At 51.8% G+C, this 15,605-nt stretch carries 13 protein-coding genes; 9 read left to right on the top strand and 4 right to left on the bottom strand.

Features of this window, described 5'->3' with window-relative positions; genetic code table 11:
- Positions 1 to 300 precede the first annotated feature (300 nt).
- The 4 genes from IPI86_RS23955 to IPI86_RS23940 are packed head-to-tail and all read left to right on the top strand — an operon-like array spanning position 301 to position 3,472.
- Entirely contained in the window at positions 301 to 1,476 is a 1,176-nt protein-coding gene (locus IPI86_RS23955) for an MBOAT family O-acyltransferase (protein ID WP_345300554.1), read from the top strand.
- A gap of 1 nt (position 1,477) precedes the next feature.
- Positions 1,478 to 1,729: an acyl carrier protein gene (locus tag IPI86_RS23950; RefSeq protein ID WP_345300553.1), complete on the top strand. Its 252-nt coding sequence runs from the start codon at positions 1,478 to 1,480 to the stop codon at positions 1,727 to 1,729.
- Positions 1,726 to 2,046 carry a hypothetical protein gene (locus IPI86_RS23945; protein ID WP_345300552.1) on the top strand — a complete coding sequence of 107 codons (321 nt, stop codon included), beginning with the start codon at positions 1,726 to 1,728 and terminating at the stop codon, positions 2,044 to 2,046. Before IPI86_RS23950 ends, IPI86_RS23945 begins: the two co-directional genes overlap by 4 nt.
- Complete coding sequence (locus tag IPI86_RS23940) at positions 1,931 to 3,472, top strand: fatty acyl-AMP ligase (RefSeq protein ID WP_345300551.1); 1,542 nt, start codon at positions 1,931 to 1,933, stop codon at positions 3,470 to 3,472. Before IPI86_RS23945 ends, IPI86_RS23940 begins: the two co-directional genes overlap by 116 nt.
- 100 nt (positions 3,473 to 3,572) lie before the next feature.
- Here the strand turns inward: IPI86_RS23940 and IPI86_RS23935 are convergent, their stop codons facing one another.
- Together IPI86_RS23935 and IPI86_RS23930 are read right to left on the bottom strand one after the other, a co-directional pair.
- Positions 3,573 to 5,486, bottom strand: coding sequence for a bifunctional serine/threonine-protein kinase/formylglycine-generating enzyme family protein (locus IPI86_RS23935; RefSeq protein ID WP_345300550.1), 1,914 nt, complete (start codon positions 5,484 to 5,486; stop codon positions 3,573 to 3,575).
- A 177-nt stretch (positions 5,487 to 5,663) separates the two neighbouring features.
- Positions 5,664 to 7,667: an SUMF1/EgtB/PvdO family nonheme iron enzyme gene (locus IPI86_RS23930; RefSeq protein ID WP_345300549.1), complete on the bottom strand. Its 2,004-nt coding sequence runs from the start codon at positions 7,665 to 7,667 to the stop codon at positions 5,664 to 5,666.
- A gap of 227 nt (positions 7,668 to 7,894) precedes the next feature.
- On the opposite strand from IPI86_RS23930, the gene IPI86_RS23925 reads away from it, so the two are divergent.
- The 5 genes from IPI86_RS23925 to IPI86_RS23905 all read left to right on the top strand — a co-directional run bounded on the left by IPI86_RS23925 (position 7,895) and on the right by IPI86_RS23905 (position 13,338).
- On the top strand, positions 7,895 to 9,946 hold the full coding sequence (locus IPI86_RS23925) for a hypothetical protein (protein WP_345300548.1): 2,052 nt from the start codon (positions 7,895 to 7,897) through the stop codon (positions 9,944 to 9,946).
- Positions 9,947 to 10,009: 63 nt separating this feature from the next.
- The gene (locus IPI86_RS23920) at positions 10,010 to 10,753 is read left to right on the top strand and encodes an HAD family hydrolase (RefSeq protein ID WP_345300547.1); all 744 of its coding nucleotides are present in this window, start codon (positions 10,010 to 10,012) and stop codon (positions 10,751 to 10,753) included.
- Between the two features lie 33 nt (positions 10,754 to 10,786).
- Complete coding sequence (locus IPI86_RS23915; RefSeq protein ID WP_345300546.1) at positions 10,787 to 11,677, top strand: DMT family transporter; 891 nt, start codon at positions 10,787 to 10,789, stop codon at positions 11,675 to 11,677.
- Between the two features lie 78 nt (positions 11,678 to 11,755).
- Positions 11,756 to 12,787, top strand: coding sequence for a hypothetical protein (locus IPI86_RS23910; RefSeq protein ID WP_345300545.1), 1,032 nt, complete (start codon positions 11,756 to 11,758; stop codon positions 12,785 to 12,787).
- A gap of 152 nt (positions 12,788 to 12,939) precedes the next feature.
- A complete protein-coding gene (locus IPI86_RS23905) occupies positions 12,940 to 13,338 on the top strand; it encodes an STAS domain-containing protein (RefSeq protein ID WP_345300544.1) in 399 nt (132 codons plus the stop codon).
- Positions 13,339 to 13,416: 78 nt separating this feature from the next.
- Here the strand turns inward: IPI86_RS23905 and IPI86_RS23900 are convergent, their stop codons facing one another.
- Together IPI86_RS23900 and IPI86_RS23895 are read right to left on the bottom strand one after the other, a co-directional pair.
- Complete coding sequence (locus tag IPI86_RS23900) at positions 13,417 to 14,298, bottom strand: arginine deiminase family protein (protein WP_345300543.1); 882 nt, start codon at positions 14,296 to 14,298, stop codon at positions 13,417 to 13,419.
- On the bottom strand, positions 14,295 to 15,572 hold the full coding sequence (locus IPI86_RS23895) for an ArgE/DapE family deacylase (RefSeq protein WP_345300542.1): 1,278 nt from the start codon (positions 15,570 to 15,572) through the stop codon (positions 14,295 to 14,297). Before IPI86_RS23895 ends, IPI86_RS23900 begins: the two co-directional genes overlap by 4 nt.
- Between the last annotated feature and the right edge of the window lie 33 nt (positions 15,573 to 15,605).

Genomic DNA, 15,605 nt, shown 5'->3' with positions numbered 1-15,605 from the left:
GGTGACATAATCAATGATTCAAATGACTGACCTTTTTTCAAAACTCTCCATCACCTCCAACGGCTTTTTTTCTTTGTCCTGCTCACGCTTGGGATCTATTATCTCGTCCCCAAAAAAGCGCAGAATTACGTCCTGCTCATCGCCTCGTATCTGTTTTGCTTCACCTGGGATTGGACTTTTGCGACCATCCTCTTTGCTTCGTCCATTGTCAATTATTGGGTCGCGCTGAAACTGGATAAAGCGGAAGACATCGCCAAGACCCGCTGGGTTTGGATTGGCGTTGCCGCGAATCTGGGCGTTTTGCTGTTTTACAAATACTTCGACCAGACCTCGGTCTATTTTTTCAAAGCCTTGTTACGGATCGGCCTGACAAACGAATTGCTCATCCTTGACCTGCTTCAGCCGATCGGCATTTCGTTTTACACCCTGCAGGCCATTTCGTATTTGGTGGATGTGTATCGCAAGCAAATCCCTGCAAACCATAGTTTTGTGGAAGTCTCGCTGTATCTCGGCTATTTTCCCAAACTGCTGGCGGGTCCCATCGAACGGGCGCAAAATTTCTTCAAGCAATTGCAAGCCGACGTTGAAATTGGAAACGACCAGCTTGTTGAAAGTTTTATCAAGATCTTCGTCGGTCTCGTCCGCAAATTGGTGATCTCTGAAACCATCGTGCGGATGATTCCGCTGGGCGTATTTGCGGCTCCGCAAAAGTATTCCATGCCCGATCTGCTTTTTTGGTGGCTGACTTTTGCCTTCGTCATCTACAATGACTTTGCAGGCTACACCAGCATCGCAAGAGGAGTCAGCGGATTGTTTGGGATTCAGCTTTCGCCGAACTTTGAACAGCCGTTTTTCTCCACCAGCTATATTGACTTTTGGAATCGCTGGCATATTTCCCTTTCCAATTGGCTGCGCGATTATATTTACCTGCCCGTCAGCCGCGCCATGCTGCGCCGCAATCCCAGCGGACGATATTGGCCCAACCTGGTCATCCCGCCGCTTGTAACGATGATCGTCAGCGGCATCTGGCATGGGGCGGCTCCGCATTTCATTTTGTGGGGTGCGCTCAACGGTTTGTTGCAGGGATACGAGCGTGTGCAGAAAATGTTTGCGAAGAAAACGTCTATTCCGCTTCCGCGCTGGAGACAGATTTCCAACATCGTGGTCACATTGCTGATTCTGATTCTGATCAATGCCCCTTTCAAAATGGATTTCACCCAGACGCTGGCATTTTGGAGCGGCCTGTTCAGATGGGGTATCATTCAGACGCTGTCCATTCATCAGATCATCAAACCCATTCTGGCGATCGGCCTGTCCTTTTTCATTGATGTGATGCAGTTGCCAGCCAAAGACGAATTGGGCCTGCTGCGCCTGTCAAAGCCTGCGAAGGTGTTCTTGCTTACGGTTGGGCTTCTGCTTTTGTTCCTGTCCACACGGCAGGCGGCGGTGGCACCATTTATTTATCAGGAGTTTTAACATGGAAGAAAACGAGATCAGATCCAAATTAAGAAAATTCATCTGCACCGAGATCATGAACGATGCAGAATATCCGCTTAAGTATGATGAGCCGCTCATCACCAGCGGGTTGATCGATTCCTTTTCGCTCGCGCAGGTTGGGGTGTTCGTCGAGATCGAGTTTCAAATCTACATCCCCGACCCCGAGTTGACGGTTGACAACATGAACACCATCGACGCCATGGCTGCCAGAATCAAGGAGAAAATGGGATGATCCAAAACCCTGAAGAGGCAGTCAGTCTTGTAGAGGTGGTCCGCTTTTATGCGGATCGAATCGGGAATGAACTGGCCTACATGTACCTTGTTGACGGGGAGGATCAAGAAGCGCCTCTGACCTTCGCCGAGCTTGATCGCCAGTCTCGGGCATTTGCCGCCACTTTGCAGCAGCACACCAAGCCCGGGCGACCGCGCGCTTTTGTTGTATCCATCGGGGCTGGAATTCATCGTCGCATTTTTCGGCTGTTTGTATGCAGGCGTCGTGGCTGTGCCGACCATCGTCCCGCACCTGAAACGCGCCACGCCCAGATTTAGATCCATGCTCAGCGATGCGGATGCCGTGGTGGCCTGCACGCAGATGGAATTGTTCGATAAGCTCAAGCTGTTATTTGATGAATATCCCGAGTTCCACGAATTGAACTGGGTGGTCAATGAAAAAGTCGAGCCAGGTATTGAGAAACACTGGAAGGAAGTTGAAAACAAAGCCGATGATCTGGCTTTCTTTCAATACACCTCTGGCTCCACCAGCACGCCAAAAGGTGTGATGATCACACACCTCAACCTGACGGAAACTGTCCGTGATTTGCAGCGGGGATCGGCCTTCGATGACAAAAGCATACTTGCTTCCTGGCTGCCGATCTTTCATGATCTTGGTCTGATCTTCGGTTTGCTGATGCCCGTATATTTGGGCAGGCCCAGCTACTTCATGGCCCCGATCGCATTCCTGGAAAGACCTTATCGATGGTTAAGAGCCATCTCAAAACACAAGGCCACTCATTCCGCTGCTCCGAATTTTGCTTACGATCTTTGTGTACAAAAGGTGACGAATGAGGAAAAAGAAACTCTTGACCTTGGTAGTTTGAAGATTATCGGCAATGCCGCGGAACCTGTCAGGTTTGAAACCATGCAGATGTTCAGCGATGCCTTTAAACCTTGTGGCTTTGATTTTAATCTTTTCGCCCCTGCGTATGGACTGGCAGAGGCTACTGTAAAGGTAAGTGGCAGGTTGCATGGTCAAAAGATATCTTATTGCATACTGGATTCGGATGCGCTTGCAAAACACAAGCTTGTGTTCCTTCCAGAAGAAAACCAAAAAAGCTTTATTAGTGTAGGTTGTGGATGGACTTCGATTGGTGCGGATATTCGGATCGTGAATCCGCAAACGAAAGAGCTGTGTGCGCAGGATGAAGTTGGCGAGATTTGGGTGCAAAGCACCAGCGTGGCGCAGGGATATTGGAAACGCCCCGAGGAAACCGAAAAGACATTTCAGGCTTTTATTGCACCAACCAATGATGGTCCTTTCATGCGGACGGGTGACCTTGGGTTTATCTATAACGACCAACTTCACATTACTGGCCGTATCAAGGACATGGTCATTATTCAGGGGCGCAACTTCTATCCGCAGGATATTGAATTGACGATGGAGAAATGTCACGACGCTTTACGTCCCAGCTTTGGCGCGGCGTTTGCGGTGGAATCGAATCAGGTGGATCATCTTGTTGTGGTGCATGAAGTAAAACGCGAATACCGAAAGAGCAACGACTTCGAAGGTATTGCCAATGCCATTCGCATGGCAGTGGCTAAAAATCACGGTCTGCGGGTGCAGGCGGTTGTATTGATCATGCCTTCAACGATCCAAAAGACCACAAGTGGAAAGATTCAAAGAAGTGCAACGAGGGAATCCTTCCTGAAGGGTAATCTTGAAGTTTTGTATGAATGGCGCGCGCCTGGGATTTTTTAGCTGACGTAGTAATGGCTTCAGCCGTTCTTGTGCGGCGACTGAAGTTGCCAATACGGGAAACAAAAGAACTCGGAACTTTCAAGGTTCCGAGTTCTTTTGTTTATTGTGCCGATTTTGCACAGCGGATGCCGACGTAGGCTCCGTAATATTCAGGGACCAATTTCACCCGTGTATCCACGCGGACGTTTCCGCTGTTGCCGCCGAAGAGATTCCATGCGCCTCCACGTGCGATGCGTTCTTTGGTGGAGTCGGGGTCTTCGCGGCCGTCGGTGGCATCGTACGGGTACAGGTCGTACAGTGTGTTTGTCCATTCCATAACGTTGCCAGCCATTCCATATACACCGTAGACACTTTTCCCCAGCTCATGCTGCATTACTGGCGTAGTATCACCTACACAGCCTGCGATGTTCGCGAGATCGCAATCAGGTTTTTCATCGCCCCATGGGTAGAGGCGTTCATCCTCTGCGCCGCGGGCGGCTTTTTCCCATTCAGCTTCGGTGGGCAGGCGCGCGCCTCTCCATTCGCAATAAGCTTTTGCCATTTTCCAATCCACATAGATGACGGGGTATTCCTTGAAGACCGGGTTGGCGAAATAGGTGTTTCGGGTGGCGGTTCCCAGCTGCTGCGGTTTTCTACATTCCACAGCATAGACGCAGGCGTCGTACATTTCATTGGTCACTTCGAACTTGTCGATGTAGAACGCTGCGAGCTCAACTTCGTTGGCAGGTTTCGATCCGACGTCACCGCTGTCATTGCTGCCCATGGTGAATTTCCCGGCGGGGATATAGATCATCGGGATGTTGCGATCGTCTCTTATTTCAGACGGGATGGCTGTTTCTGTCGGAGCGAGAGTTTCCGTTGGGACGGCTGTGACCTCAAGCGTTGCTGTTGGAGGAATGGCTGTGTTCGTGGCAGATGGTACGGCGGTCGGTTGTGAGGTTTGCGTTGGTGCGGCGAGGAAGGGCAGGCCTGTGCCGCCATTGCTGGCATAAATTAATACGCCGATGATGGTGATGACTACGATTGCGCCTAATCCGCCGAGCACTGCAAAAAGGGCGGGAAATGCTTTTTTCGTTTGACCCGTTGACAGGTCGGGTTGAGACGCGTAGTTCTCCATCTTCCCCGTCATTTGTCTGCGGAGTTGTTCGGCTTTGATGGATGTCGCGCTTACTTCCCTTCCCGCCACCAGATTCTGCAATTCGAGGACGAAGGTATGCACATCAGGGTAGCGGTCTTTGGGATCCTTGGCCAGGACTTTAAGCAGGACGGATTCCACGTCCTTTGGCAGATCTGGGATGTATGATTTTGGAAGCGGCAGGGATTCGGTGGCTTGCTTGAGCAGCACACCGGCGGGGGTGTCGGCTGTGAAGGGTCTGCGGCCTGTGATCATTTCGTAGAGCACGACGCCCAGTGAATAGAGGTCAGACTGCGGAATGGCTTCGCCTGTCCATTGCTCGGGGGCCATGTAATCGGGTGTGCCGAGACCTGTTCCGGAGCTGGTGAGATGTGTTGCGTCTTTTTCCTTGTCACCGAAAAGTTTGACCAGACCGAAATCCGTCAGCATGGGCTGGCCTTTTTCGGTCATCAGGATGTTGGAGGGTTTGACATCGCGATTGATGATGTTGCGGTCGTGGACGTATTCGAGGGCATGGGCGATGGGGAGGATCAATTCCACCGCGGTTCTCCAGGCGATGGGTTTTCCCAGCCGTTCGCGGAGCGTGCCGCCGGGCAGGTAAACCATGACAAGATATGGTGAGCCTTCATGTTCGCCGTAATCAATCACGCCGACGATGTTGGGGTGCGAAAGCCTGCCCAGTGACTTGGCTTCGCGCTCGAACCGTTTGAGCAGCATGTTCATATCGTCGGCGGGGAAAGCGTCGCGGCGGATCACTTTTATCGCAACTTCACGCTCAAGGTGGGTGTCATAAGCCTTGTAGACGGTGGCCATACCGCCTTCCCCAAGCAGCTCAAGGATTTGATAGCGCCCAAATGTTTGACCGATCAGCAACGACATGGAGTTTTCCTTAAAGATAAATGTTGGCTGGTTTTGCTCGTTATCTTGTAAAGCAATTCAATTATAAGCGACATCATTTAGAAGTACTACGATTCGAGGACTTTTGTGAAAACGGATGCCATGATTAAATAAAAACTCGGGGTTCCGAGGAATCCCGAGTTCACTAAATCTATGAGGCTATTTTGTCAGCGCGCAGCGGATACCGACATAAGCGCCGAAGTAGACCGCATCCAGTTTGTAGCGCGTGTCGATGCGGATGTTTCCACCTGTGCCGCCGAAAATATGCCAGGACCCGCCGCGAACTGCGCGGAAGCCTGAGGCATCGGGGTCTTCGCGGCCATCTGTGGCGCTGTATGGATAGAACTCGGACAGGCTGCTGGTCCATTCCCAGACGTTGCCAGACATGCCGTAGATTCCATAAGGGCTTTGTCCGCCATCGTATCGATTGACAGGCGCGGTATCGCCGACACACCCGGAGTGGTTGGCAAAATTGCAGCTAAAGTCGTTGCCCCACGGATAGGCGCGTTCGTCCTCTGTGCCGCGGGCGGCTTTTTCCCATTCGGCTTCGGTGGGCAGGCGGGCATCTCTCCACTCGCAATAGGTTTTGGCCATGGTCCAGTTGACATAGAGAACGGGATAATTCGCGAAGGATGGATTGTTGTAATAGGAAGACCGCGTGGCAGACCCTGGCTTTTCGGGCAGTTTGCACACGCCCGCAGATACGCATGCGGAATACATGTCGTTCGTGACTTCGTATTTATCCATGTAAAAGGTTTCGACGTAGATTTTGCTGGCGGGGCGTTCTTCTGTGTTGCCATCGTCATTGCCCATGGTGAATTCGCCGGCAGGGACGAGGCGCATGGGAATATTCTTCTCGTCTTTGATCTCAACAGGCAGAGAGACTTCGGTGGCTACTGGCGCTTCGGTTGGCTCGCTGGTGGGCTCGGTTGTCTCGGCGGGGAGGGTCGCTTCGGCGATTTCGGTGGCGGCTTCGGTTGAAATGGTCACTTCCTGTGTGGCGGTGGGGTTTGTTCCGCCGAAAAAGTGAAGCCTGGAATTTAACATCCAGCAGGCTCCGCAGGCGCCGATCAATACGAGGGTGCCGAGAGCGGCAATGAGCAGGGAAGAGGATTTCTTTTTCGGGCTGTTAGGCAGAGGGTTGGCAGGAGGCGTAGCCTTTTTATCCGACCGAACGATCGTTGGTATTGGAGCTTCCTGTTTTTGCTCGGCTTGGATGTTTGGAGTTTTCGCGGCTTCGACTGGAATTTGATCGAGTTTTGGTTTTTCGATCTTGCCCGTCATTTGCTCGCGAAGTTGTTTTGTTTTGATACCGGTTGCGGTGACTTCCCGTCCATCCAGTAAATTTTGTAATTCATTGGCGAAGGCGTGCATGTCGGCGTAGCGGTCGCTGGGTTTTCTGGCGAGTACCTTCATCAGCACCGATTCGACGCTTTGCGGCAGGTCTGGGATGTATTCCTTCGGGAACGGCAGCGGATCGTTGATCTGTTTGAGCAGAATGCCCGCCGGGGTATCGGAGGTGTAGGGCCTGTAGCCGGTGATCATTTCGTAGAGCACGACGCCCAGCGAATACTGGTCGGATGCGGCGGTGGCTTCTCCGATCCATTGCTCGGGAGCCATGTAATCAGGTGTGCCCAGCCCCGCGCCGGATGCGGTCAGATGTGTTGCGCCTTCTTTTTCGAAGATCTTGACCAACCCAAAATCGGTCAGCATGGGCTGGCCTTTTTCGGTCAACAGGATGTTGGATGGTTTGACATCGCGATTGATGATGTTGTGTTCGTGGGTATATTCGAGCGCGCGGGCTACGGGAATGATAAAGCGGACCGCGTCCCGCCAGTACATGGGCTTGCCGAGGCGTTCCTTGAGCGTGCCGCCGGGCAGGTAAACCATCACCAGGTACGGCAATCCTTCGAATTCGCCGTAATCGATCACGCCGACGATGTTGGGCTGAGAAAGCCCGGCCAGCGATTTGGCTTCACGCTCAAAGCGTTTGAGGATCATATCCAATTGATCGGGCGGGACAGCTTCAGGCCGAATGAACTTGATGGCCACATCACGTTCGAGGCGTGCATCGTGTGCTTTGAACACCGTTGCCATGCCGCCCTCACCGATGAGTTCGAGAATTTGATAGCGCCCTAAATTTTTTCCGATCAGCCCTGACATAGGTTTTTCCCTTTTCGTGCGGGCTGGTTTGTCAGCCGCAGAGGTTGTTTGAGATGGTGGAACCAGCCCATTGCGCGTTGGCCTTGCTTATTTCATTATATGTCTAATTTATCAGGCAAGTCAATTTGCGCCCATTAAGAATCCATGCCAAAATATCCTGGATTTTGGCTGGATGGCATCGGGTAAAATAATGTCATGATTGAGAGTTTGTTCGGGAGAGATTTCGAGTGAAGTTTTTCCAGTTCCTGTTCCGTGTGGGATTTAGCCTGTTCACTGCATTTGTCGTCACATTTTCCTCGGCGATAATTTTCTTTGGATACTCAGGATATGAGACGGTTCTGGACCGTATTTTCCTCGTCTCTGTGCCCACGCTGGCAATTGCTTTTTTATTATTTGAGGCATTCCCAACCCTTTGGCATTGGCTGCGGCAGAGACAAATCGCTGTGCTTTTCGCGCTGGGTGTGCTGGCAATCATTGGCGGGGCGGCGGTTGTGCTGCCGATCGCAGTTTCTACCGTTTATTATCTTGGGTGGCTGGCTTTTGCGCTCGCGTTGTATGCCCTGATGCTGCCCGTTGCTCCCTTTATCGAGCGGATGCCCAGCCGTTTTTGGCATTATTTCCTTGGTTTTTTATTGACCCTCATTTTTGTATACGGCGCGGTTGGTTTTCTGGCCGATGCGCTTGGGTCGATCTTCAATATGCTGGTATTTACCGTTGTCTTAACAATTATCGGCAGTGTGTTTGGATATTATCTCGTCCGTCGCGCGATGAACTCGCTGCGTGGCGGATTTTTACGCCAGCCCCTAAATTTGCTTCTCGCGCTTGTGCTCCCTATTTTTCTGCTGGCGATCATTTTCGTAGGGCTGCAATTTCCGCCCATGCTTCTTCGGGAACATCTCATGCTGCCGATGGAATGGTTCGGTTTGTTTCTCTCAGGCGCACTGACCGCGGGAGTCTGGGGATTTGGCGCGCTCGAACAATTCGAGGTACGCGGGTTTCATGAGCGGCTGGCGAAAACCAAATTTTTCGAATTCATCAAATCGAATCTGCCTGGCGTCTATGCGGGTGGAATGTTTTTCTTGATCAACCTCGTCATTGCGCGTGCATTGAATCACCCTGCGCTGAGTGTGAATACCGTCCTTTTTGAATCGGATGCGGGACCGTGGCTGTTCATCCTCGGCAGCCCCACAGGTGATGCGCTGAACCGTTCCGTGCATCCGCTGGCGTTGACGACGATCCGTTCACTGGTGCGTTTTTTCGCCATTTTCATGGGTGACCATTGGAATCTTGCACCGATTCTTGTAGTCTCAGCGTTAAGTGGTTTGTGCGTTTTTATGGCATGGATATTCGTGAAGCGTGCGACCGAAAAAAGCAGTTACGCTTTTATCTTTGCCGTGATGCTGGGATCCACAGCCGCGCATCTGTTCTTTGGCTCGCTCACCGATACGTATATATTTGGCGCGACTTCGTTGATCTTCTTCTTTCTGTTGATCCAGGCCAAAGAGACTCGGTTTGGGGTGCTGGTCCCTGCGGGTGTGCTTGTGTTTGGAATTACGGTCACAAATATTGCGCAAGGCGTGATCGGATTGTTCTTCAATAAATTTGGGTTTTGGCGGCTGGTGCGATATTGCGTCATGGTATTTGCCGTTGGCGTTGTGCTGACCGCCTTCACCAGCATGGTCTATCCCCGCTGGCAGACCTTCTTCTTCGTCCCTGCCGACCTGGCCTTCGAGACGAATTTTGTCAAACCTGTCTATGAGTCGCCGACAGAGCGTTTGATCGAGCGTTTCAAGCTTGTCAGTCGTACAATGGTTTTATACGGCGTTACAGGCCCCAAACCTGTAGAAGTCATTGCGAACAAAGACCCCCGTCCCACCATTGACCTCAAGACTTTCGACGCTCCCAATAACGCCTATGCCTCTTATAAGGGATTTGCCAACATCCCGCTCGTTCTATGGTTGGCTCTGCTTGCAGGGGCGCTCCTGATTTTTATGAAATCAATACGTTCATCCGTGCATATTCCGCTTATGCTTGGCTTGTTGGGCAGCCTGGCTTTCAATTTCATTTTGCACATGAATTATGGCACGGAGCTGTTTCTCTACGCACTCTATTGGACGTATCTGCTGGTCTTTTTCCTCGCGCTCGCGTTCGCAGATTTTGCTGGCAAAACATGGTTTGAGTCCATTTTGACGGTCTTTGTGCTGGCGCTGATGGCGAATAATATCTGGTTCATTTTTGTTATTTTGCGCGGACTGGCTCCGTTTTTTGCCTCAGTCTAGGCAGGCAGCTTGCAGCAAAGCCGCAAAGATTTTTCATGGGTTTGTCAGGGTAGATCACATACAATGAAAGCATCTTCTGTTCATCACATTCTCTTTGACCTGGGTGGGACCCTCATGCATTCGCGCGGAGATTGGACGCCCATTTTGGAACGCGCCGATCAAGCTCTCGCCGACTCTCTGAATCAACATGCTATCGTGCTGGATACGCGGGTCTTTCGCGCACGCCTGCACGAATATTACGACCAGCGCGACAAGGATTTTCAGGAGACCACATATCACTTCGTTTTGCGCGAACTGCTCAAGGATTTGGGATATGTCGATGTCGCCGAACCAGTTCTCAGGTCCGCGTTGGATGCGTTGTATTCTGTTACGCAATCCAATTGGATGCTTGAGGACGATGCGCTCGATACCATCCAGAAACTTCGATCCAATCAATATCGACTTGGCATCTTTTCTAATGCGGGCGATGATCGCGATGTTCAGGAACTCATCGAGGATTTCGGCATCCGTTCGTATTTTGATTTCGTGCTCACGTCCGCTTCGAGTTTCTATCGCAAGCCGCATCCGCGCGCGTTTGAGATCGCGCTGGCGCAATGGAGCATTTCACCCGAAGAGGCTGTGATGGTCGGCGATAGTTTGGAAGCCGATATTCAAGGGGCGAAGAACTTGAGTATGAAATCGATCTGGATCACACGCCGCGCACAATTTAAAGCGGATGAAATTCAGCGCTTCAAACCTGACTTTAGTGTGCGCAGTCTCAAGGAGCTTTTGCCCACCCTTGAGCGGATTTCCATTACCCGCATTTGAAACCGTCCATCCCTGACAGAGTACAATTCCCTGATGCAAAATAAATTCCTTCCCTATATCGCGCTTGCGGTGGGTATCAGTGCGCTCAGCCTTTCGGCCATGTTCGTGCGCTGGGCCGATGCGCCCGGGGCTGTCACTGGTTTTTACCGCCTGTTATTTTCCACGATCTTTTTGGCGCCATTATTCGTTCGTCAGCAAAAAACGCTGGAGCCCATTGATAAAAGATATTATATTTTTCCTCTTCTGGGGGGGCTGTTCACTGCCTTCGATTTTGCTTTTTGGAATTCATCCCTGAAATTTACAACCGCCGCCAATGCGACCCTGCTTGGAAACACCTCTCCGCTGTGGGTGGCATTGTTCGCGTTCTTTGTGCTTCGCGAAAGACTGCGCGGCACATTTTGGATCGGGCTCGTGATTGCCTTGACGGGTGCGGTGCTCGTGATGGGGAGTGATTTCTTGAATCATCCCACCCTCGGCCTGGGCGATGTGATGGCCAGCACCGCCGCGATCTTCTACGCTTCTTATCAACTCATCACCCAGCGCGGACGAAAATACATTGATCCGCTTCGCTATACCTGGCTGGTCGGTGTCAGCGCGGTCATTGGCATGTTCATCATGAATCTGGTGCTCGGAAATCAATTGACGGATTATCCCGCCAGGACTTGGGGTATTTTTCTTGCCACAGCCGTCGTTTCGCAGATGATCGGGTATCTGGCGATCACATACGCACTGGGGCATTTGCCTGCTTCGATCGTTTCGCCAACCTTGGTGGGCCAGCCCATTTTGACTGCGGTATTGGCCATTCCATTGCTGGGCGAGATACCGAATACCACTCAGTGGGTGGGCGGTGCGATTGCGCTCGTGGGTATTTATCTCGTCAATCAATCGCATTTACAGGCACAGGAAGAACTTCCCAACGCATAGTTGGCCTTGAAAATAAACCTGTCCGCTTATATACTGGTGCTGTAAAGCGTGTAACCATCAATATCCAAGGAGAACATCATGCAACTGGATGCCATTATCGAAGTCGCCATTGGACTCGTTTTCGTCTGGCTGGTCATCAGCATTGCCACCATGGAAGCCCAAAACAGGATCGGCACATTTTTGGGCTGGCGTGCCAACTTTCTTGAAAAATCCATTCACAGCATGTTGAAGGATAAGACGCTGGTGGATCGATTTTATGCCCACCCGCTTGTCAGCGAGTTGGCACTCAAAGACAAGAATGGCGATATTGTCAGGGATCGAAAAGGGAATCAGATGCGCACGGATTACATTCCCAACCAGGTGTTTGCCACGGCGGCTTTCGAAGTGATTATGAATGCGGGCAAGGGTGAGAAGGATGTTGCTGTCGAAACGCTATCGATCCCTGAGATGACCGCCAACTTCAAGTCCATGATGGCGAAGAACGAAGTGCTGCCTTACGTTTTTCCGAACATGGAGAAAAGCATGGAAAACATCCAGCGGAATACGCACGAGTTCGAAGGCAAGATGGCTGAGTATCGCAGCAATGTGGAAGGCTGGTTCAACAATGTCATGTCGCAATCCAGCAGCTGGTACAAGATCCGCGCGCAATGGCTTGCGTTTTGGATCGGCCTCTGGCTGGCTGTCTTTCTCAATATCGATACCATCTTCATTGCTCAAAAGCTCTGGCAGGAACCTACGGCGCGAGCCGTGATCGTGGCGCAGGCTCAAGCCGCAGCGCAGACTGAGGCGCCTGTCGATGAAATTTCATTTGCTACTGTAAAAGACCTGAACTTCCCGATCGGGTGGACAACAACGCCTTTGGAGTCGGGCTCCTGCGGTCTTTTGGGTGTGAGGGATTATCGCTTAGTGATCCGCTCTGCAGGGAAATGTCTTTCGGTAACAAGCTTGCCCGCCCTTAACAATGGCTGGGGAATCATTGTCAAATTGTTCGGGTACCTTCTCACGGCCTTTGCCGCTGCCCAGGGCGCACCATTCTGGTTTGACATCCTCCGCAAACTGGTTGGAGTAAAACAACAAACTACGACCACAACCACAACTACGTCCAAGTAGCGATGAGCGGGGCACTGTATCCGAATCTGTCCCGTCAAACCTGTAAAATTGATAAATCACAAATTCGTTTCGATGTGAAAGTGTGGCTTGTATTCCGTGTAAACTACGGGAAAAATAAAAGACAAGCCAGCTATGGTTAATTGGAGGATTCTATGGAAATCAAGATCACTGCGATGAAGGGACGTGTTCCGGTGCAGGTCATGCACCTGCACGGCGACCTGAATTCGTCTACGTATGAGGCGTTTCAAAGCAAGGCGAATGAATTGATCAAGAATGGCACTCAATATATTCTTATCGACCTGACGCATACTCCCTTTATCAGCAGTGCAGGGTTGCGTGCCATTCATTCCATTTACAATCAGCTTCGCGCTGCAAAACCTGATCGGAATGACGAAGAGATCCGCAAGGGAATTAGCGCTGGCACTTATCGCTCCCCATATATAAAACTGCTGAACCTGTCTTCGGATGCCGAAAAGGCCTTTTCCCTTGGAGGTTTCGACATGTATATCGAAACTCACACCGATCTGTTGAAGGCTGTGTCATCCTTTTAGCCTCTCCTTGTAAAGAGAAAGAGACTGGCGATCACCCATCATGGTGGTCGCCAGTCTCTTTAATTCACCTTCGATCCCTTATCCCATCCTCAAAATTGGGCGAGTCAGGCAGGTGGGGCCGCCCGTGCCTTTGTAGGAAATATCCTTGCCGTCGAAGGTCCACACCTGTGCGCCTGCTTCTTCGAGTCGTTTTTGCGTGACGGGATTGCCGTTCAACATCACACACTGGCGTGGACCCACCGCCAGCACGTTACAGCCGAGACTATCGTATTCATCGTTGGGCACTTCCACGAATTGAAAGCCGCGCTCCAACAGCCATTCGCGGAAGGGCACAGGCATCAGGCGCGAATGCACGACAGCCAGATCCTTATCCACGATGCTGATGAAAGACAGCAGATGCAAACAATCCTGCGGCCCCGTCCAGTAGGGGAGTTGCACGGGGTAAATTTCATCCACCGAATCGCCGAGCAGTTCGCGCAATTGACGTAATCCCTCCGCATTCGTTCGGAAACCCTGACCGACTGCCAGCGTGCGCTCATCCACCCAGAGCACATCGCCGCCTTCCAACTTTCCACTTCCCTGAATCCGCCCGATGACGGGCACACCCAATTCCTGCAAATATTTTTCAGCGGCATCGGCTTCGGGTTTGCGCGCTTCCTTGCCCATGCTGCACAGGATCGCACCGCGATTCGAAATCACCAACGGGTCGTGGGTGTAGATCGAATCGAGGCTGGTGCTTTCATCCTTTGGCGCATAATGAATCTCGAAATCGAATTGCTCCAGAATGCCGCTAAAACGCTCGTATTCTGCCAGCGAATTTTCGAAATCAGGGCAGCCGAAATACACAAGTTTCTCCCATTGCGCTTCGAGATTCGCCTGCGAAATGAATGCCTCATGCGGATGTTTCAACACCATCCGTCGGATCGGCGCGTACATGGATTGACAGCCAAATGATTTCATTTGAATTCTCCTCCGCACCATTGTGCGACCATGTTCGCCACAACTTTCGTCGCGGTCACCACTTCTTCGAGCGGCACAAACTCATTGACCGCATGCGCCATGCCCACGTCACCGGGGCCGTAATGCGTGGCCGCAATCTTTGCATGATTGGTGAACAGGCGCATGTCTGAGCCGTAGGTCACACCGCGCAGAGTCGGCGCTGAACCTGTCACATGTTCGTGGGCCGCAGTCAGTTGCTGAATCAACGGATGATCGAGCGGGGTTTCACCTGATTCGAATTGACCCTCGAACCATTCCACGCGCGGCGGATTTTGACTCAACCACGCATCAGACTCGGCCGCAGCCTGAATCGCCGCTTCGAACATTTTTCGCGCCGTTTCATTCGACTCTCCAGGGAACACGCCCATGCGTCCCTCTGCCACCACTTCTTCGGGGACGGTGGAATGCCATTCGCCGCCGCGCACTGTGCCGATGTTGATCGGCGCAATGTTGTGCGGATCTTCAAACAGCGGATGCTTGAAATTCGCGTGGCGTTCGACATCGAGTTTGTTGATGGCATTCAACAGCAGCGCGAATTTTTCGATGGCGCTTACGCCGTAGGCCTTCATCGCCGCATGGATCGAACGCCCGGGCACGGTCAATCGAAACGTCAACGCGCCAGATTGCACGGGAGAAATTTCAAGGCGCGTGGGTTCGAGCAGGATCACGGCGTCAGCCGTGTAGCCTTTGACGATGGTCGTCAATGTGCCAATGCCGCCTGATTCTTCGCCGATGACGCTTTCGATCAACACATCGCGCGCAGGTTGATAGCCGAGGCGCTGCAAAACGTCCACGGCAAAGATGCCTGCGCACAAACCCGATTTCATGTCGCATGAGCCGCGCCCGAACATTTTTCCTTCGCGGATGACGCCGCTCCACGGCGAATCCACCCAAAGGGAGAGATCGCCCACTGGAACCACATCCACGTGTCCGTTAAGAATGATCGATTTTCCTTCGCCAGTGTGAGTCCCGGGCCAGCGTCCGATCACGTTGACACGATCCGTCGGTGAGAAGCCGTCATCGCCAAAGGCAGGGTGATCTTTCAGGTCATCGAAATTCGAGGGGACAATTTCCACTTCAAGCCCCAACGCCCGCAATTTTTGCGCGACAAGGTTTTGAACCTCATGTTCGTGATTCGGCAGGCTGGCGGTTTGCACCATCTTTTGCAGGAAAGCGATCAATTCCTCGCGGGCGGATTCAACAGCTTCTGAAATTTCGGCGGGTGATTTTTTCATTGGGTTTCCTTGTGGTCGGATTGACTACATTAT

It is taken from the genome of Candidatus Villigracilis affinis (assembly GCF_016705895.1).
In the GTDB taxonomy this organism is placed as follows: Bacteria; Chloroflexota; Anaerolineae; order Anaerolineales; family Villigracilaceae; genus Villigracilis; species Villigracilis affinis.
Note: the sequence above shows the minus strand (reverse complement) of the source record. Positions and strands in the feature narration are given on the sequence as shown.